This is a genomic window from Bradyrhizobium lablabi (assembly GCF_018129385.1).
Lineage (GTDB): Bacteria > Pseudomonadota > Alphaproteobacteria > Rhizobiales > Xanthobacteraceae > Bradyrhizobium > Bradyrhizobium lablabi_C.
Genome location: NZ_JAFCLN010000004.1, coordinates 39,692 through 57,177, shown reverse-complemented (window position 1 = coordinate 57,177; position 17,486 = coordinate 39,692). Strand labels below are relative to the sequence as shown.

17 protein-coding genes are annotated in these 17,486 nt (G+C 63.3%); 7 read left to right on the top strand and 10 right to left on the bottom strand.

The window, feature by feature from the left end; all coding sequences use genetic code 11:
- Together JQ628_RS09825 and JQ628_RS09820 are read left to right on the top strand one after the other, a co-directional pair.
- Positions 1–1,164 carry an aminotransferase gene (locus tag JQ628_RS09825; RefSeq protein WP_212222331.1) on the top strand — a complete coding sequence of 388 codons (1,164 nt, stop codon included), beginning with the start codon at positions 1–3 and terminating at the stop codon, positions 1,162–1,164.
- An 11-nt stretch (positions 1,165–1,175) separates the two neighbouring features.
- A complete protein-coding gene (locus JQ628_RS09820) occupies positions 1,176–2,288 on the top strand; it encodes a polyamine ABC transporter substrate-binding protein (protein WP_212222330.1) in 1,113 nt (370 codons plus the stop codon).
- Positions 2,289–2,291: 3 nt separating this feature from the next.
- On the opposite strand, the gene JQ628_RS09815 is transcribed toward JQ628_RS09820, so the two are convergent.
- The 6 genes from JQ628_RS09815 to JQ628_RS09790 form a co-directional block, all read right to left on the bottom strand.
- Entirely contained in the window at positions 2,292–3,227 is a 936-nt protein-coding gene (locus JQ628_RS09815; RefSeq protein ID WP_212222329.1) for a lipid A biosynthesis lauroyl acyltransferase, read from the bottom strand.
- Between the two features lie 22 nt (positions 3,228–3,249).
- Entirely contained in the window at positions 3,250–4,527 is a 1,278-nt protein-coding gene (locus JQ628_RS09810; protein ID WP_212222328.1) for a beta-ketoacyl-ACP synthase, read from the bottom strand.
- A gap of 23 nt (positions 4,528–4,550) precedes the next feature.
- The gene (locus tag JQ628_RS09805; RefSeq protein WP_212222326.1) at positions 4,551–5,744 is read right to left on the bottom strand and encodes a beta-ketoacyl-ACP synthase; all 1,194 of its coding nucleotides are present in this window, start codon (positions 5,742–5,744) and stop codon (positions 4,551–4,553) included.
- Positions 5,741–6,211 carry a 3-hydroxyacyl-ACP dehydratase FabZ family protein gene (locus tag JQ628_RS09800; RefSeq protein ID WP_212222324.1) on the bottom strand — a complete coding sequence of 157 codons (471 nt, stop codon included), beginning with the start codon at positions 6,209–6,211 and terminating at the stop codon, positions 5,741–5,743. The genes JQ628_RS09805 and JQ628_RS09800 overlap by 4 nt, the downstream gene beginning before the upstream one ends.
- A gap of 9 nt (positions 6,212–6,220) precedes the next feature.
- On the bottom strand, positions 6,221–6,520 hold the full coding sequence (locus tag JQ628_RS09795; RefSeq protein WP_212222728.1) for an acyl carrier protein: 300 nt from the start codon (positions 6,518–6,520) through the stop codon (positions 6,221–6,223).
- 197 nt (positions 6,521–6,717) lie between these two features.
- Positions 6,718–7,047 carry a hypothetical protein gene (locus tag JQ628_RS09790; protein WP_212222322.1) on the bottom strand — a complete coding sequence of 110 codons (330 nt, stop codon included), beginning with the start codon at positions 7,045–7,047 and terminating at the stop codon, positions 6,718–6,720.
- 159 nt (positions 7,048–7,206) lie between these two features.
- Here JQ628_RS09790 and JQ628_RS09785 point away from each other — a divergent pair, with 159 nt between their 5' ends.
- Positions 7,207–7,833, top strand: coding sequence for a ParB-like protein (locus JQ628_RS09785; protein ID WP_212222320.1), 627 nt, complete (start codon positions 7,207–7,209; stop codon positions 7,831–7,833).
- A 20-nt stretch (positions 7,834–7,853) separates the two neighbouring features.
- On the opposite strand, the gene JQ628_RS09780 is transcribed toward JQ628_RS09785, so the two are convergent.
- Both JQ628_RS09780 and JQ628_RS09775 read right to left on the bottom strand, forming a co-directional pair.
- On the bottom strand, positions 7,854–8,429 hold the full coding sequence (locus tag JQ628_RS09780; protein ID WP_212222318.1) for a peroxidase-related enzyme: 576 nt from the start codon (positions 8,427–8,429) through the stop codon (positions 7,854–7,856).
- Positions 8,430–8,484: 55 nt separating this feature from the next.
- Positions 8,485–10,272 carry an ATP-binding protein gene (locus tag JQ628_RS09775; protein ID WP_212222317.1) on the bottom strand — a complete coding sequence of 596 codons (1,788 nt, stop codon included), beginning with the start codon at positions 10,270–10,272 and terminating at the stop codon, positions 8,485–8,487.
- Between the two features lie 451 nt (positions 10,273–10,723).
- On the opposite strand from JQ628_RS09775, the gene JQ628_RS09770 reads away from it, so the two are divergent.
- The 3 genes from JQ628_RS09770 to JQ628_RS09760 all read left to right on the top strand — a co-directional run bounded on the left by JQ628_RS09770 (position 10,724) and on the right by JQ628_RS09760 (position 15,283).
- On the top strand, positions 10,724–12,568 hold the full coding sequence (locus tag JQ628_RS09770; protein WP_433996121.1) for a putative bifunctional diguanylate cyclase/phosphodiesterase: 1,845 nt from the start codon (positions 10,724–10,726) through the stop codon (positions 12,566–12,568).
- A gap of 855 nt (positions 12,569–13,423) precedes the next feature.
- A complete protein-coding gene (locus tag JQ628_RS09765) occupies positions 13,424–14,683 on the top strand; it encodes an MFS transporter (protein ID WP_212222313.1) in 1,260 nt (419 codons plus the stop codon).
- Positions 14,684–14,776: 93 nt separating this feature from the next.
- Entirely contained in the window at positions 14,777–15,283 is a 507-nt protein-coding gene (locus tag JQ628_RS09760) for an AAA family ATPase (RefSeq protein ID WP_212222312.1), read from the top strand.
- 250 nt (positions 15,284–15,533) lie between these two features.
- Here the strand turns inward: JQ628_RS09760 and JQ628_RS09755 are convergent, their stop codons facing one another.
- Both JQ628_RS09755 and JQ628_RS34475 read right to left on the bottom strand, forming a co-directional pair.
- Positions 15,534–16,373 (bottom strand): dienelactone hydrolase family protein, encoded by an 840-nt coding sequence (locus JQ628_RS09755; protein WP_349628042.1) that lies wholly within the window; start codon positions 16,371–16,373, stop codon positions 15,534–15,536.
- Complete coding sequence (locus JQ628_RS34475; RefSeq protein WP_249127714.1) at positions 16,370–16,837, bottom strand: tautomerase family protein; 468 nt, start codon at positions 16,835–16,837, stop codon at positions 16,370–16,372. Before JQ628_RS34475 ends, JQ628_RS09755 begins: the two co-directional genes overlap by 4 nt.
- Before the next feature lie 82 nt (positions 16,838–16,919).
- Between JQ628_RS34475 and JQ628_RS09750 the strand changes: the two genes are divergently transcribed.
- Positions 16,920–17,426: a winged helix-turn-helix transcriptional regulator gene (locus JQ628_RS09750; protein ID WP_212222310.1), complete on the top strand. Its 507-nt coding sequence runs from the start codon at positions 16,920–16,922 to the stop codon at positions 17,424–17,426.
- Positions 17,427–17,486: the final 60 nt, after the last annotated feature.

Sequence of the window (17,486 nt, the reverse complement as noted above, 5' to 3'; positions counted from 1 at the left end):
ATGACCTCCATGAACAAGGTCTTCGCGGACCTTCCCGTCACCATCTTCGAGGCGATGTCGCAGGCTGCGCGCGACAACAACGCCATCAATCTCGGCCAGGGCTTTCCCGACGATCCCGGCCCTGAAGACATCCGGAAAGCGGCGGCCGACGCCTCGCTCAACGGCTACAACCAGTATCCGTCGATGATGGGGATTCCGGAATTGCGCCAGGCGATCGCGGCGCATTACGGCCGCTGGCACGGATTGAACCTCGATCCGATGACGGAGGTGATGGTGACCTCGGGCGGCACGGAGGCGCTCACGGCAGCGATCCTCGCCGTGGTCGAGCCGGGCGATGAAGTCATCGTGTTCCAGCCGGTCTACGATTCCTATTTGCCGATCATCCGTCAGGCCGGCGGCATCCCGCGCCTGTTGCGTCTCGAACCGCCGGACTGGCGGCTGAACGAGGAGATGCTGCGCAGCGCCTTCAACCACAAGACCAAGGCGGTGCTGTTCAACAATCCGCTCAACCCGGCGGCCGTGGTCTATCCGCGCGAAGACCTCGAACTGCTGGCGCGGTTCTGCCAGGAGTTTGACAGTGTCGCGATCTGCGACGAGGTCTGGGAACACGTCATCTTCGACGGCCGCGAGCATATCCCGCTGATCACCATTCCCGGCATGCGCGACCGCACCATCAAGGTTGGCAGCGCCGGAAAGATTTTTTCCCTGACGGGATGGAAGATCGGGTTTGTCTGCGCGGCGCCGCCGCTGCTGCGGGTGGCAGCCAAGGTACATCAATTCCTCACCTTCACGACGGCTCCCAATTTGCAGGCGGCGGTGGCTTATGGCCTCAACAAGCCAGCCGAGTATTTTTACGATATGCGCACGGAGCTGGCGCGCAGCCGCGATCGTCTGACCAAGGGGCTGGAGAGCCTCGGTTTTCCCGTGCTGAAGTCGCAAGGCACGTATTTTCTCACCGTCGACCTGTCGCCGCTCGGCCTGAACGAGACGGATCAGGCATTCTGCTGGCGCATCGTCAGCGACTACAAGGTGGCGGCCATCCCGGTGTCAGCGTTTTATGAAAAAGATGCCGTAACGTCCGTCGTTCGCTTCTGTTTTTCCAAGAGGGATGCGACGCTGGATACGGCGCTGGAGCGGTTGTCGGACGCGATCCACCGCCGGTAAGAGGTAGCTTGATGGGAAATGATCGCGCGTTTGCTCGTATCCTGACGGCCGTCGCGGTCGCGGCGATTTTGTCCCTCGCGACGCCGGCGGGCGCGCAGGAGCGCGTGGTCCATTTCTACAACTGGTCGAACTACATGGCGCCGGGAGTCCTCGAGGACTTCACCAAGGAGACCGGCATCAAGGTGGTCTACGACACCTTTGACGCCAACGAGACGCTGGAGACGCGCCTGCTCGCCGGCAAGTCCGGTTACGACGTCGTCGTTCCCACCGGCTACTTCCTGCAACGCCAGATCATGGCCAAGGTGTTCCTGCCGCTCGACAAGTCGAAGCTGCCGAACCTTGCGAACGTGTGGCCGTTCGTGACCAAGCAGCTCGCCGCTTACGACCCCGGCAACAATTACGGCGCCAACTATATGTGGGGCACCACCGGAATCGGCTACAACGTGAAGACGGCGGAGAAAATCCTCGGGCCCGGCGCGAAGATCGATAGCTGGGACATGGTCTTCAAGCCGGAGAACCTCGCCAAATTCAGGGATTGCGGCGTCCATATGCTGGATTCGCCTGACGACATCCTGCCGGCAGCCATGAGCTATCTCGGCATCGACCCGAACTCCACCAAGCAGGCCGATCTCGAAAAGGCCGCTGATCTCGTCAGCAAGGTCAGATCGAGCGTTCGCAAGTTTCATTCGTCCGAATATCTGGGCGCGCTGGCCTCCGGCGAAATCTGCTTCGTGGTCGGCTGGTCCGGCGACGTGATGCAGGCGCGCAGCCGCGCGGCGGAAGCCAAGACTAGCGTCGAGATTGGCTACACGATCCCGAAAGAGGGCGCGCAGATGTTTTTTGACAATCTGGCGATCCCCGCCGACGCGAAGAACGTCGCCGAAGCCTATGAGCTGATCAACTATCTCTACCGGCCGGAAGTTGCGGCAAAAAATTCCAACTTCTTGTCCTACGCCAACGGCAATCTGGCCAGCCAGAAGCTGATCGACGCGAATATCCTCGACGACAGGAATATCTATCCGGACGAGGCGACGCTTCAGAAGCTGTTCGTCATCAAGGCGCATGATCCGGCCACCCAGCGGATCATCAACCGGCTCTGGACCAAGGTGAAAACGGGCAGGTGACGCCTACCGCCAGCGACGGTGGAGCCAGAGCCATTGCTCCGGATATTCGCGCACCCAGCCTTCGACCACGTTGGTGATCGCCTGCATCGTGCCCTGAACGTCGATCTGGCCTGAGGCGTCGAGCACGGGCTTTACTTCTTCGGACAGTTCGGCGCGAAAGCGGTTGTTGGGCAGGCGGATGATGCGGGTGCCGTGGATCGGGCAATCGACCTGACGGCGCAGGCGGGCCAGCATCGGATTGGCGGTGGTCTTGCGGCCGAAGAAGGTGACCTCGACGCCGTTGGTCAGGTATTGATCGACCAGCATGGCAACATGCTTGCCCTCCTGTAGCGCCTGCGCGAGCCGCAGCGGCGCGTCGCGGCCGGCCGGGATCAGCGTTCCCATGTTGATGGCGCGGGTACGCTCGATGGCGCGGTCGGCGGCCTCACTGTTCGGCCGGCGGAACAGGATGGCCGCATCGAGTCCATGCGCAACGGCGGCCAGCGCCGGCAATTCCCAATTGCCGAGATGGCAGGCGAAGATCAGCGCAGGCTTGCCGTCGTCCCTGATCTGGTCGAACAGCTCCTTGGTCCGCGGCGTGAACTCGACGCGGCTTTCCTTGTCGGGCTGATCGGGATCGTAATCCCAGATGTGGTCGAGGTGGGCGAACTCGGCGCCGATGCGGCCGAGATTGTCCCAGACGCCGTCGAGGATTTTTTCGATCTCTTCAGGCGATTTCTCAGGGAAGGCGGCCTTCAGATTCTCGCGGCCGATGCGGTCTTCGCGCAGCCAGCGGCCGATGAAACGAGAGGCGCGGCCGAAGAATTTTGCGGTCTTGTCGGGATCGAAGGCGCGCGCGGTCCGCAGCATCGCAATCGTCAGCCCGCCGACCGCGGCGTCGCCGAGCGGCTTTGCGGCGTCGCGAAGGAGCGCCCTGGCGCGAAGGAGCTGGCGGTTCATCGGTCCGGCGAAGCGAGCGGCGTCAGATCGGTTCGCGGGTGAGGACCAGCGAGGCATTCTGGCCGCCGAATCCGAACGAATTCGACATCACGGCGGTAACCTTGGCATCGCGGGCCTTGTTGGGAACAACGTCGAACGGGATCGCCGGATCGGGCACTTCGTAATTGATGGTCGGCGGAATCCGCTGATGTTCGAGCGTGAGCAGCGAAAAGATCGCTTCGACCGCGCCGGCCGCCGAGATGGTGTGGCCGACCATCGACTTGTTCGACGACACCGGGATTTTCAGGGCCTGATCGCCGAACACCGCAGAGATCCCCAAAAATTCCATCTTGTCGTTTTCGGGCGTCGCGGTGCCGTGGGCGTTGATGTAGTCGATCTGGCCCGGCTCGAGGCCGGCGTCGGCCAGCGTCTTGCGCACGCAGCCGATGATCGGCTTGCCGTCCGGACTGGATCGGGTGCGATGGAAGGAATCGGTGAGTTCGCCGCAGCCGGCCACCACCCCGAGGATCGGGGCGCCACGCGCAACGGCGGACTCATAGCTTTCCAGCACCAGCGCGCCGGCGCCTTCGGCCATGACAAAACCGTCGCGGTTCTTCGAGAACGGCTTTGAGGCGGCCTGCGGCGGATTGTTCTGGGTCGACAGCGCCGACAGCAGTGAGAAACGCACCAGCGCTTCCTGGTTGACCGAGCCGTCGGTGGCGACGCAAAGCGTCGCATCGGCTTCGCCCCGGCGGATCGCTTCGACGCCGAGCTGGATCGCGGTGGCGCCCGACGCGCAGGCGGTCGACAACGAGATCGGCGAGCCCTTGGTGCCAAAGGTTTCGGCCAGATACGAGGCGACCGAGCCGAACATGAAGCGGTGATGGTAGGGCGCGAACTTTCCGCCGCCGGAGATTTTCAGGATGTCCTGAACTTCGAAATCGGACTTGCCGATCGCGCGAGCGACTTCAAGACGCTGTGGCCATTCGGTCTCGACTGGAGCGACCGCCAGGAACAGTGGCCCGGGAAAATCGCCCTTGCGGCCGATGCCGGACTGTTCGAGCGCCTCTTCGGTCGCGATCTCGGCGAGGCGTTCGGTGAGGCCGGTCGATGAGGAGGGCTCGACGGTGACGAAGTCGACCGTGCCGGCCATCGTCGTCTTGAGCCCGTCGATCGGAAAGCGCGTCACGGTTCGGATACCGGATTCGCCCGCGGTCAGTTTCGCCCAGTTGTCCGCCTTTCCGGCGCCGAGCGAGGTGACAATGCCCATGCCGGTGACGACGACGATCGGCCTGCCGAATTTGTCGCGTGGTGGTGCCATGATCCCCCCGTCGATATCAGACGTTACTGCTTGACCGCCTCGACCAGCGCCATGCCTTCGCCCTGCCAGTGGCCGGCCCCTACGACGACAATCTGGGTCGGCGCATCGGTCTTTTCAACCTCGAATCCAGTGGGATCGTTGGGCGGGAACAGCGCGCCGCGCGAGATCGAAAGTGCCGCGAGCGCAAGGCCGAGCGGGAACTGGGCTTCGATCGTATGGCCGAAGATCGTACCGGTCGAACGGACGGCAAGACCGGGATGCTGCTGGAGGAAGGCCTTTTCTTCCGACGTCACGCGGTGAACGCCGGTTGCGCCGGTGATGAGGGCGCCATTTTCAGCGGAAACGCCGAGCTTCGGCCACAGCGCTTCCAGCGACTTTGTCACCGCGCCCGGCTGTTTGCGTTGCGCGAGATCGGATACCACGTTGCTCAGCTTTGCAAAGGGTTTTGCACCGCGCGCCTCGGCATGCTCCCTTGATTCCATCACCAGGAATACGCCGGCGGAACCGAGCGCGAAGCCGTCACGGTCCTTGTCTCGCGCCCACACCGGCGCGTATCCGCCAGTCAGGTTGAAATCGCCGAATTCGAACAGGATCAGCAGGTCGGAGCGCTCGCCGTTCTGGGCGGCGCCGATCAGCGCGATGTCGCTCTGGCCGGACTCGATGCGCGCAAGCGCAATCCCGGCGGCGTCGATGCCGGACGCCTCCTCGCCCATGAAGGTGCGCGACGTTCCGGACACGCCATGGACGATGGCGATATTGCCGGCGAGCAGGTTCGAGAGCTGCGCCAGAAACAGCGTCGGCCGCAGATCGTTCATCAGTCTTTCGTTGAGGAAGACCGGGCCGGAATTCTCCCTCAGGTAGCCGTTGAGGATCGCCATATCGACGGGAATGTCGCGCTCGCCGCCGCCGGCGGCGACGATCATGTCCATGCGGCCGAGAATTTCCTGGTTGCCTTTAACTCCCGCTGAATCGAGCGCAAGGCCGGCGGCATAGGTGCCGATGCGCTGCCAGGCTTCCATCTGGCGCTGGTCGCCCTTTTTCGGAATCTGGGCGTCAAAGCTGACCGGCGCGAGCGGATGCACGATGTAGGGTGCAAAGCGCTTGTCGTCGATATTGACGCGTTTGGCGTTGAGCGCGTCCCAATGCGCATCGAGTCCCTCGCCGAGCGAGGACAGGATGCCGATGCCGGTGATCCAGACTTCCTTGCGTTCGCTCATGGCGCGATCGCCTGTAGCGGAAAGCCGATCTGATTGGCCACCGCATCCATGTGCACGCGGAAGGCGGGATCGGGGAAGGGGGAAAGGCCGAAGGTCAATTCAGCGCTGCATTTCAGGTCCTTGCCCACGCGCCCCTTTACCTTGGTGACTGCAAAGCCCGAACCTTCGTGTTCGAGCTTCGCTTCCAGCGTTAGCACCTGGCCGGGGCTGACAAAGCCGCGCATCTTGGCTTCCTTGATGATAGCGAGGAACGGCATGCGTTCGAACTTCAGCACGCCGAGAATCAGCCAGCCGGAACTCTGCGCCATGGACTCCGTGAGCAGGACTCCGGGCATGATCGGGAAGCCGGGGAAGTGGCCCTCGAAGATGGTGTGCTTTTCGGGAACATGGGCTTCGACCACAATCGTCCTGGCCTCGAGGTCGAGGGCGACGACGCGGTCGATCAGTCGGAAGTAATCAAGCTGCATGGCGGGCGATTACGAGCCCGTGCCCGTACCTGCGTTCTTGGCGGCGACCAGCTCGTCGATCCGATCGGCGAGGTTCTTGAGCACGAAGTACTGCTCGGTCGTGGCCTTGCCGTCGTTGACTTCCTGGGTCCATTTTTCCAGCGGCATCTTGATGCCGAAGGCCTTGTCGATTGCAAACGCGATGTCGAGGAAGTCAAGGCTGTCGATGCCCAGATCGTCGATGGCGTGGCTCTCCGGCTTGATCGTGTCGCGCGGGATGTCGCAGGTCTCGGCGATAATGTTGGCGATCTGATCGAAGGTCGAGGACATCATTAAGCCTTTGATACATTGGAGATAATTGCGGGTGCGGCGTGGGAATCGCGGGCGCGTGGCCCCGGAATGCCCCCATTCCCTCAGCCGGAGTCGAGTGCCCGTATATCGGAGCGACGCCCTTAGTTCAATGGAGCTTGGCCGGGCCGTTGGAGGGGGGATTGCGGGCTGAAAAACGGCCCGCCATGGGGAAAATGCTAGCTGCGCGGGATCGACGATATCTGGGCGCAGTCACGCCGGCCCATCAGCACGCAATCCTGATTCTTGCGCAGTTCGGCGATGCTCATGGCAAGCCAGATGCCGATCGCGGTCAGCGCCACGGTGAACGCAAAGGCGGCGAGATTGGCGAGCATGCGGTGGCGGAAATCGTCGGGCTCGTCCCGTGTCCGCTCATAGCGCGAGAGGTCTTTGGCCTCCCGTTTGACGTCTTGCTGCGGCGCACCGCCCGGAGGATGCGCCGAGGTACGCGGCCGGAATTTGAGCACGACGTGCTCGTCATCCGTACTGATCGGCCGCTGGGTTTTCACTGTGGTCAGTCCGACGCGTTGTGGGACTCTATGTAGCACGTCCCAGGCATTCGACACACGCACAAGTTTGGCATGGCTCCGATGTTGACGGGCCTGTGTTTTGAGGGCCCGCATCGCCATGACATAATGGAACCCGTCTTGAAGGCTGGAGCCAAAGCCATGGCCAATACGCGCGAGCCGCTGTTAAAGCCGATCCCGATCCTTTCCCTGCGTCCGACCCAGATGACGGTCGGGATGCGCGAGGTGAAGGAGAAGCGCAGGCGGTGGCGCGAGCACAAGTCCGACAAGAAGCGCGCCGAGCTGCTCGGCAAGCACATGATCCCGGTCGTGCTCGGGCCGGACGAGCGGCATTACGTCGTCGACCATCATCATCTTGCGCGTGCACTGCACGATGAGGGCGTCAAGGACATCCTCGTCACGGTAATCGCGGACCTCACCATGGTCGACCGCGAGGCGTTCTGGGGCGTGATGGACAACAAGCGCTGGGTCTATCCCTACGACGCCAAGGGCGAGCGGCGGCATTTTCGCGATATCCCGAAGACCATCGAAGGCCTGAAGGACGATCCGTTCCGCAGCCTTGCCGGCGAGTTGCGCCGGGCCGGCGGCTTTGCCAAGGACACCACCCCGTTCAGCGAATTCCTGTGGGCCGATTTTTTGCGCCGCCGCATCGCTCGCAAGGGCGTGGTGGACGATTTTGACAAGGCCATTGAGAAGGGCCTTGCGCTGGTGAAGAGCCACGACGCCGTCTATCTGCCGGGCTGGTGCGGTCCGGCGACGGACGATTGAGCCAGATCGGTTTCTTCAGCTCAGGCCTTCGGCAGGCGGCCCATCAGATAAAATTCGTCGTTCGGCCGCATCGCGGTGACGTTGGCCATGCGGTTAGAGAGTGCGAAAAAGGCCGAGATGGTCGCGATGTCCCAGGCATCGTCATCACTGAAGCCGTGGGCGGCGAGCGCGGCGAAGTCGTCTTCCGAGACCTCCTCCGCCGAACGGCTGACCTTCATCGCGAAGTCGAGCATCGCGCGCTCGCGAGCGGTGATGTCGGCCTTGCGGTAGTTGACCGCGATCTGATCCGCGATCAGCGGGTTTTTGGCGCGGATGCGCAGGATCGCGCCGTGGGCGATCACGCAATACTGGCACTGGTTGGCGGCGCTGGTCGCCACCACGATCATCTCGCGCTCGGCCTTGGTCAGCCCGCCGTCCTTCTCCATCAGCGCGTCGTGATAGGCGAAGAAGGCGCGGAACTCGTCCGGACGGTAAGCGAGCGAGAGGAACACGTTTGGCACGAAGCCGGACTTTTCCTGCACGGCCAGAATGCGGGTACGGATGTCCTCCGGCAGCTTGTCGATTGGCGGCGGCGCGAAGCGTTTCGGTTGCGTCATGATCAAGGTCCCTGTGGTTGGGCGGGACCTTAACCGAGGAGGCGGTCAACGCAAGCTAGCGCAGCGGCTTCTTCAAGAGCGAGAATCGGTCGGGATCGAGTCCCATCGAGGGCTGTAGCATCGGCGCTTCCACGCTGCGCTGCCCAAGCGGACTCGGCTCGAACGAACGCGGCTCGGGGCGCGGCTCGAAGGAACGCGCGGCCGGACGCTCGTTGATCATCGGATCATTGGGTACATCGCGGCTCGATGTGGCGCCGCGCCAGCGCTCGAGCACCGCGCTGACGAAGTGCATGTCGTGGCCGGCACTCTGCGAGGTCACGGTGGCAATCGTCGCCTCGCTGCGCGGCAGTTGATGCACCGGCACTTCCTTGAAGCGCAGGCGCGTCGGCAGCGCGACGCCTTCGCCGAACGCCAGCACCTCGCGGGTGCCGAGCGAGGGCACGAAGGACAACAGGTTGGCCGCGGCGTCCGAGACCGCCGAGCGCAACAGCGCCTGGTCGCGGTCGTTGGCAAGGCGCATCGAGAACAGCGTATTGCACTGGGAGATGATGGTGGCATCGAGCTCGGCCGGGCGCTGGGTGATGAGGCCGAGATAGACACCGTATTTGCGGCCTTCCTTGGCGATGCGCGAGATCGCCTTGCGGGTCGGGCCGAAGCCGATATTGCGGTCGGCGGAGGCATAGCGGTGCGCTTCCTCGCAGACGAACAGCAGCGGCGAGACGCCATCGCTCCACAGCCCGAAATCGAACGCCATGCGGCACAGCACCGACACAACGGAATCGACGACCTCGGCGGGGAAGCCCGCGAGCTGCATGATGGTCATCGGCCGGCCGTTGGCGGGCAGGCGGAACAGATGGCTGATCACTTCCGCCATGGTGTCGCCGCCGACATTCGCGCCGTCGAACATGAACGCGTAGCGCGGGTCGTTACGCACCGCCTCGATGCGCGAGATCAGCTTGTGATAGATGATGCGGGACGAGCGGTTTTCCAGCTTGCCCATCCGTTCATCGATCAGCGAGATCAGATCGACCAGACGGTACGGGACCGGCGTGTCGACGGTGTAGCCGACGTTTTTCGGATCGACGCGCTTGAGGCCGATGCGGTCGGTGTTCTGATATTGTGTGTAGATCGCCTTCGCCATCGGGATGACTTCGGCAAGGATGTCGAGCTCTTCGGCGACGCCCGGACGGCCGGCGAACAGCACGTCGACGATTTCCTCGAAATTGAACAGCCAGAACGGCAGCTTCAGGTTACGCGGGTTGAGCACCTGCGAACGTTCGCCGAAGCAGCGGCCATACTCGTTGTGCACGTCGAGCAGGAAGACGCGAAGGTTCGGCCGCACCTTCAGGATCTCGTTGAGCAGCAGCGACACGCCGGTCGACTTGCCGACGCCGGTCGAGCCGAGCACGGCGAAGTGCTTGGATAGCATTTCCTCGACGTCGACATAGGCGGTGACCGTGCGGTCCTGCTGCAGGGTGCCGACATTGATCTGGTCGGAGCCGCTCGGCGCGTAGACCGTGCGCAGTTCCTGGTTGGTGATGAGCTCGACGGTGTCGCCGATGGTCGGATAATGCGTCACGCCGCGCTGGAATTTTGGGCGGTCGCCGCCGAGGATCTCACCGAGAAGATCGACACCGGCGCTCGCAATATAATTGTCGGAGCTCGGCAGATCCTGGCTCGTGACGTCAGTGATCATCGCAATGATGGTCGAATTGGCGCAGCGGATGCTGATGAAGCGGCCGACCGTGGCCCGCACTTCCGACATCGGCATCTGGCCTGTCGCCAGAAGCCCGACCCGGGCAAGCGAACCGCGCACGGAAATTACACGTCCAAAGGATGTCACGGCGTTGAACCCGATGTGGTCAGAGATTGCTCGGCGCCATTATCCCGAGCGCGGCTGGACAAACGGTTAAATCCGAAAGGTCGTGGTTTTCTCAAATCCGGTCCTTTCCGTTAGGTTTTTGTCGGGCAGTTGCGGCAGTCTACCGAAATCGCGGCGAATCCCGCCGTTCCTGCCCCAATGCGCCGGTGCCGTGGGGCTGTTCGCTTAACGCTTCGTTTACCAAGGAGCCAAGCGCCGGCGTTGCATCTGATGCGGAAGATGTTTCGCACTCGGTGCCGGTATCCATTTACGCAACGCTAACTCAAAGTCGTAACGCCACTTCCACTTGTATCGCGCAAGCATGCCGGGAATCGGGATGGGCATGAGCAGGTTCCGCATAAATTTCGATCGGTTATCGCGCGGCGCTCGCGATGGGCACGCCGGCGCGGCGGATTCTGCCGCCGCTCCGGGGATGCCGCGGTGGCCTTATCTTTGCGGTCTTGCCGCGGCGACCGTCATCCTCTTCTTCGTTGGGCTGGAAACGTGGAGTTCGCGCGAAGCCGAACTGCTTTCGGCTGTCGCCATCTTTATGCTGGTGATCGGCCTGCTGCTCAGGCGCAATGAGAGATTCAACCGGACGCTGGCCGCCGAACGCCGGCATCTGCACACGGCCGTCAACAACATCCCGCAAGGCCTCGTCGTGTACGATGCCTCGGCGCGCATCGTCATTTGCAATCAGCAATATCTCGACATGTTCGGGCTGTCGCCGGATGTCGCCAAGCCGGGCTGCACCATGCAGCGGCTGATCGCGCACCGCCAGGAAACCGGTTCGTTCGACGGCGACGTCGAGGTCTTCTGCGCCGCCATCATTCGCAGCGTGTCGCTCGGCAAGGCAACCCGCCAGCTCACGGAAGCGCCGGGAGGCCGCGCGATCGAGATCGTCAACCAGCCGCTGAAGGGAGGCGGCTGGGTCGCCACCATCGAGGACATCACCGACCGCACGCGCGCCGAGCAACGCATCGCGCATCTGGCGCATTACGACGCGCTGACCGACCTGCCGAACCGCGTGCTGTTCCGTGAAAAGCTCGAGCAGGCGCTGCGGGCAATCCGGCCCGGAAAGCGGCTGGCCGTGCTCTATATCGACATCGACGAGTTCAAGGGCGTCAACGACGCGCTCGGCCATGCCGTGGGCGACGAACTGCTGAAAGCCGTGGCCGAGCGCCTGCGGCTTTGTCTCGGCGAAGCTGATGTTGCGGCGCGTCTCGGCGGCGACGAATTCGCCGTGATACAGGCGGCGGCCGAAAGCGAGCTGGAAACCACGCGCCTGGTGGAAGCCATCCATGCCGCGATCCGCCAGCCGATCGAATGCACCGGTCATTTGATCACGACGGATGCCAGCATCGGCGTTGCGGTGGCCTCCGACGGCAGCGTCAATCCGGATCAGCTCCTGAAGAATGCCGACCTTGCGCTCTACGGCGCGAAGGGGGACGGCCGCCGGACCTACCGGTTCTTCGAGCCCGGCATGGACGCGCGCGCCAAGGCGCGGCGCATGCTGGAGATGGAATTGCGCCGGGCGATCACCGATGGCGGCTTCGAAATCAACTATCAGCCGATCGTCAACCTGCGTGACGGCGGCATCGGCGGCTGCGAGGCGCTGCTGCGCTGGCGCCATCCCCAGCGCGGCATGATATCGCCGGCGGATTTCATCCCGGTTGCCGAGGAAACCGGCCTGATCAACGAGCTCGGCCAATTCGTGCTCGATACCGCATGCATGGAAGCGGCCAAGTGGCCGGGGCACGTCCGCATCGCGGTCAACGTCTCGCCGATACAGTTCAGGAGCCAGACGCTGGCGCTCAACGTGGCAGGCGCGCTGGCGGCTTCCGGGCTTGCGCCGTCGCGGCTCGAGCTCGAGATCACCGAAGCGGTGCTGATGCGCGATGACGAAGTGGCGCTGGCAACGCTGCATCAGTTGCGCGCGCTGGGCGTGCGCATCGCGCTCGACGATTTCGGCACCGGCTATTCCTCGCTGAGCTATCTGCAACGGTTCCCGTTCGACAAGATCAAGATCGACCGTTCTTTCATCAAGGGCATCGCGGAGGAGGGTGCGTCTTCGGCGATCGTCCAGTCGGTGGTGAACATCGCCGCCGCCAGCAACATGACGACGACGGCGGAAGGCGTCGAGCAGGAGTGGCAGCGCGAGATGCTGCGCGAACTCGGCTGCACGGAGATGCAGGGTTTTCTGTTCAGCCCGGCGGTTGCCGCGGCGGAAATCAGGCGAATGCTGCGGGAGCGGGGCAGGGACGTATCGGCGGCGTGAGGCGCATGCTGTTGTCCAAGCGGGCATCGATCCATCACCAGCAACGGCCGTCATTCCCCGCGCATGCGGGGAATCCAGTACGCCGCGGCTTCTCGGTTTCATCACTGCTGCCTCTGGAATACTGGGTCACCCGCCTGCGCGGGTGACGACGAGTGAGTGTGTGGAAGCGGCTCGGGCATCAAACGCAGTTTTTCGTTCTCGCGGCGCGTTTCGCCCGAGTTCTGCAAATTTCGCCTTCCCTCCAAAACAGAGGGCGCAGGGAATGCCGGGTGCGCGCTGCACCCGCGGTCTCGTGTGCCGTATGCGCAAGCAAAAAAGGGCGCACACGAGCATACAGGTGAGCGGAGAACACTCCGACATCCCCTGCGCAATGGCTTTACGGCTTACTTCGTGCTCTTCCCGGCGGAGCGGGCTTGTTGTCACCGTCATCCCTGAAAAGCGTCAGCTTCTCAGGAACTTGACGCCAGCATCGCGGCGTCAGAACCACACGACTTGACCGTACGTTCCTGCTCAGTCACCTGCCGAACAGAAGCGTCCACCGCATCTCATCCCAACGTTCAGTGACGACGGCCGACGCCCCTCCTCGGGGATGAGACGGTGATCTTATATTTCTGACTTTCAGAATTAGCAAGCGAAATATTTTTGCAGCGAGGGCTGGACAGCTTTGACTGATTTGCCCGACGGAGCAATGTGCTTGAGGTAGTTCAGGAATTCGCGTGGGGTATGCGATCCCCATAATTGACTCGACCAGAGACCGCCGCGATAATTTGCGACAATAATTCCGCTGCCGGAGACAATTTTCCGGCCAACAAGAAGCCGGGCAGGGTGGAACGCGATGACACGCGGCATCAAGGTTTGAGCGAGCCTGCGCGGCCTTCCGCGCTCGCCCCGTTCCGGATCCGGAATTACCGCTTCCAGTGGCCCGCCGACCTGCTCACCTCGTGGGCGTTCGAGATGGAGCTGTTGATTCTCGGCTGGTACATCCTGGTCGAGACCGGATCGGTGCTGCTGCTGACGCTTTACGCCTCGCTCGGTTATGTCGGCACGCTGATCGCGCCGATGTTCGGCGTGGCCGGCGACCGCATCGGCCATCGCGACCTGCTGGCGATGATGCGCGCAACCTATGCGGTGCTGGCGGCAACGCTGATGACGCTGGCGTTCACCGGCACCTTGACACCGGTCTATGTGCTCATCGTCGCGGTGCTGATGGGACTGGTGCGGCCATCCGACCTTGGCGTGCGCGGCGCGCTGGTCGCCAACACCATGCCGCATGAACTCCTGATCGGCGCCATCAGCGTCTCGCGCACGACCATGGATACCGCGCGCATCGCCGGTGCGCTGTCCGGCGCCGGACTGTTCGCCGCGCTCGGCATGGGGCCGGCTTACGTGGCGATCGTCAGCCTTTATGTGACGGCCATGCTGCTCACGCTGTGTGTGAATGCGCCGAAGAAACCCCATCCCGTGCCTGACGTTGCCGGCGAGGCGTTGCGCGCCTCGCCACTGCGCGACCTGAAGGAGGGCGTGACCTATATCTGGACCACGCCGCGCATGCAGGCGGCCATGTGGGTCGCTTTCCTCGTCAACCTGACCGCCTATCCGCTCTCGAACGGGCTGTTGCCCTATATCGCAAAAGCGATTTACGGCACCAACCAGACCGGGCTCGGCTATCTCTCGGCGAGCTTTGCGATCGGCTCGTTGGCGGGCTCGCTCGCGCTCAGCATGATCGGCGGCGTCCGCGTTGCGCGGCTGATGATTGCATCGACCCTGGTTTGGTACGCGGCGCTATTGGTGTTCGTGCAGATGCAGACGCTGGAGACGGCGATCGTCTGCCTGCTGCTGACGGGTTTCTGCCAGAGCCTTTCGATGATTTCGGTCGCCGTCATCCTGATGCGCGCGGCGAGCGAGCATTTCCGCGGCCGCGTCATGGGCGTGCGCATGATGGTGATCTACAGCCTGCCGCTCGGGCTATTGGCAGCCGGCAGCCTGATCGAGGAGATCGGCTTTGCCGCGACCGGCACGATCTATGCGGCCGCCGGCCTTGCCATGATGCTTGCGATCGCGGTGCACTGGCGCGCCGATCTCTGGCACGTGCACGCGCCGGCCAATGCGAGATAGCGCGACTGGTTCAGTCGCTATCCGCATGTGGGAATGGACTGAAATTGAGCCACCGTCGGCGACGTGCATTCGCCGAAACAGCCGGAGAGTGCAATGGCAAGACTCATCACACTGGCCGGTCTGCCGGGAGTTGGCAAATCAAGCATTGCGCGGCATCTGGCGCGGCGCTGCGGGGCGATCTGGTTGCGTATCGACTCGATGGATCAGGCGATCTGGGCGTCGGGAACGGCGCCAAAGGATCTGCTCGACTGGACCTACCGGGCTGCCCAGGCCGTCGCCGCCGACAATCTGGCCCTTGGCCGGGACGTCCTTGCCGATTGTGTAAACGATTGCCAGGAGGCACGGGATGGTTGGGAAGCGACAGGAAAGCGCACCGGCGCTGACGTCAGGTGGCTTGAAATAGTGTGCAGCGATCCCGCCGAACATCGCCGCAGAATTGAGACGAGGTCCAGCGACATCGCGGGGTTGGCTCTGCCCGACTGGGGCGCGGTCGTTCAGCGCGCCTATGATGATTGGGACCGTGACCGTCTGATCGTCGATACGGCCCATCGTAGCCTGGACGAATGTGTAGACGAGGCTTTCGATTTGCTGGGTCGATAAGGTCCGGCGTATGCCAGGGCTATTGCATATGATCCATTGAGCGTGTGAGCGAGCCGGCCTTCATGGTTCGAGACGCGCCGCAAGCGGCGCTCCTCACCATGAGGGTCCAGGATTTCACCGCGAAACAAGACCTCATCCTGAGGAGCCCGCCAAAGGCGGGCGTCTCGAAGGATGGCCACAACGAAGCCACCTCATCCAGTCCTTGCTCATATGCGATAGCCCCGCGGCGTATGCGAGGTTACGCCGCTGTTCAGGCCGGCTGCGCGACCGTCACCGGCGCGAGCCGTGCCTTGAAGAACGCAAGGATCTCGTCGCGTGCGGCGATGGTCGGCTGGCCGGCCTGATCGATCAGGTGCTGGGTGACGACACTGTGCGGGTAGGGGACGTGTTTCGCGAAGAATGGCGACACGTCCGTGTTGGCGGCTTCATCTGGTAGTTCGCGGCCGATGAAGCGGTCGCCGAGCGCGGCGGCATAGGCAGCAAAGCGTTCGGCGCGGCAGATTTTGTCGCCCTTGAAACGATAGGCGAGCACGGTGAGGTCTTCGCGATCGAGCCGCTCGCGCACCGCCTTGATCTCGTCAGGCGCGATCTCGAGGCCGCCGGGCTCTTTCAGCGGCAACGACGGCTGCGACAGCACCGGCGCGAGCATTGCGGGCTCCAGCATCATGGTCAGCGCAAAATTGCCGGTAAAGCACATGCCGATCGCGCCGACGCCGGGGCCGCCGCATTCACCGTGCGCCAGCCGCGCCAGCGCGCGCAGCCATTGCGTCACTGGGCTCGAGACATTGGCTGCGATCGCGCGAAATTCCGCACTCATGCAAGCACGATGGAATACGGCAGCGCCTTCGTCCGCATCCGGCACCGCGCCGTCACGGCCGAACAGAGAGGGCATGTAGACGGTGAAGCCGGCATCGCGCACCCAGCGGGCAAAGCGCGCGACATGCGGGCTGATGCCGGGCATTTCCGTCATCACGATCACGGCGGGGCCGCTGCCTGCGATATGGACGCGCTTGCACGCTCCATCAAGCGTGATGTCACGGCGCGCAAAATCGTCCAGCGAGTCGTCCACGTTCAGGCTGCGCAGGGTCACGCTGTTGCCCCCTGCGGTTGCACCAGGTGCTGTAGGTGTTCGTAGCCCGCCATGGCGGCCATCTGCGGCAGGCGCCAAATCCGGCCGTTGACGCCCCAGGTGCCGTCGGCGATGTCGTTGATCATGCATGAGGTGGCGATGCGGCGTTGTTCACCGGATAGCGCGCCGGTCACCGCCTGATGCATCAGGGCCGCATAACGCGCCCGGCTTGCATCGTCGAGCACGCCGGCCGGGACATTCACCGACAGCATTACGGGGATTGCGGACTGGAGCGGGTCGAGGCCGCCGCAGGTCCAGTGTCCGGCCGCGATCTCCTCGACCGCTACCCAACATAGCCACCGCTTGAGGGGATCGGCCGGGATACGCTCGCATTCGGCGGCAGCCGCGTTGATGGCGCCGACCAGGGTGGAGCGCGCAGCTTCGTCCAGCACGCCCGCCGGTATCCGCACGACGATGTTGGGCATTGTCATTTTCTCCAATGAGTCCATATTTTGAACTCAGGCTTATAAAGGCTAAATCCAGAATTGCAACTCAGAAGATGATTCCATGGCCGACTTCGTGATCCGCCGGTCCCCGGTGAAACCCTGCGACTGCAATCTGGCGCGCAGCTTTGAGCTGATCGGCGACCGCTGGATGCTGTTGATCCTGCGCTCGGCCATGTACGGCGTGCGGCGCTTCGACGATTTCCAGGCCGAGCTCGACGTGCCCCGCAGCGTGCTGAGCGCGCGCCTTGCGGCGCTGGTGGATAGCGGGATCATGGAGCGGCGCGAATATCGCGAGGAGGGGCAGCGGGCCAGAATCGAATATCCCCTGACGAAAATGGGCAACCAGCTCGGGCTGCCGTTCTTCGCGATGACGGAATGGGGCGACAGATGGCTGGCCGAAGGCGAGCCGCATTTCGGCCTGCGGTCGCGCGCCAACGGCCAGAAGCTGAGGGTGGCGCTGGTGGATGAGCGCGGCAGGCCGGTCAAGCCGCAGGACGTTCAGTTTGTTGTGGACGACAAGGTGTGGCCGCCGGAAGAGCCTGACAAGGCGCGGCGCAAGTCCAGGTGATTTGCCGCGCGGCTTTGGCTGCCGTTGCCTTTGCGGCCCTCTCGTTCCATACACGCTGAC

Coding starts and splice junctions, on each gene's coding strand:
- JQ628_RS09800 (WP_212222324.1), bottom strand. CDS start 6,211: ATGCAGCTTGATTACTTCCGACTGATCGACCGCGTCGTCGCCCTCGAC.
- JQ628_RS09770 (WP_433996121.1), top strand. CDS start 10,724: ATGCCGCGGTGGCCTTATCTTTGCGGTCTTGCCGCGGCGACCGTCATC.
- JQ628_RS09825 (WP_212222331.1), top strand. CDS start 1: ATGACCTCCATGAACAAGGTCTTCGCGGACCTTCCCGTCACCATCTTC.
- JQ628_RS09785 (WP_212222320.1), top strand. CDS start 7,207: ATGGCCAATACGCGCGAGCCGCTGTTAAAGCCGATCCCGATCCTTTCC.
- JQ628_RS09780 (WP_212222318.1), bottom strand. CDS start 8,429: ATGACGCAACCGAAACGCTTCGCGCCGCCGCCAATCGACAAGCTGCCG.
- JQ628_RS09820 (WP_212222330.1), top strand. CDS start 1,176: ATGGGAAATGATCGCGCGTTTGCTCGTATCCTGACGGCCGTCGCGGTC.
- JQ628_RS34475 (WP_249127714.1), bottom strand. CDS start 16,837: ATGCCCAACATCGTCGTGCGGATACCGGCGGGCGTGCTGGACGAAGCT.
- JQ628_RS09750 (WP_212222310.1), top strand. CDS start 16,920: ATGGCCGACTTCGTGATCCGCCGGTCCCCGGTGAAACCCTGCGACTGC.
- JQ628_RS09805 (WP_212222326.1), bottom strand. CDS start 5,744: ATGAGCGAACGCAAGGAAGTCTGGATCACCGGCATCGGCATCCTGTCC.
- JQ628_RS09795 (WP_212222728.1), bottom strand. CDS start 6,520: ATGTCCTCGACCTTCGATCAGATCGCCAACATTATCGCCGAGACCTGC.
- JQ628_RS09815 (WP_212222329.1), bottom strand. CDS start 3,227: ATGAACCGCCAGCTCCTTCGCGCCAGGGCGCTCCTTCGCGACGCCGCA.
- JQ628_RS09810 (WP_212222328.1), bottom strand. CDS start 4,527: ATGGCACCACCACGCGACAAATTCGGCAGGCCGATCGTCGTCGTCACC.
- JQ628_RS09760 (WP_212222312.1), top strand. CDS start 14,777: ATGGCAAGACTCATCACACTGGCCGGTCTGCCGGGAGTTGGCAAATCA.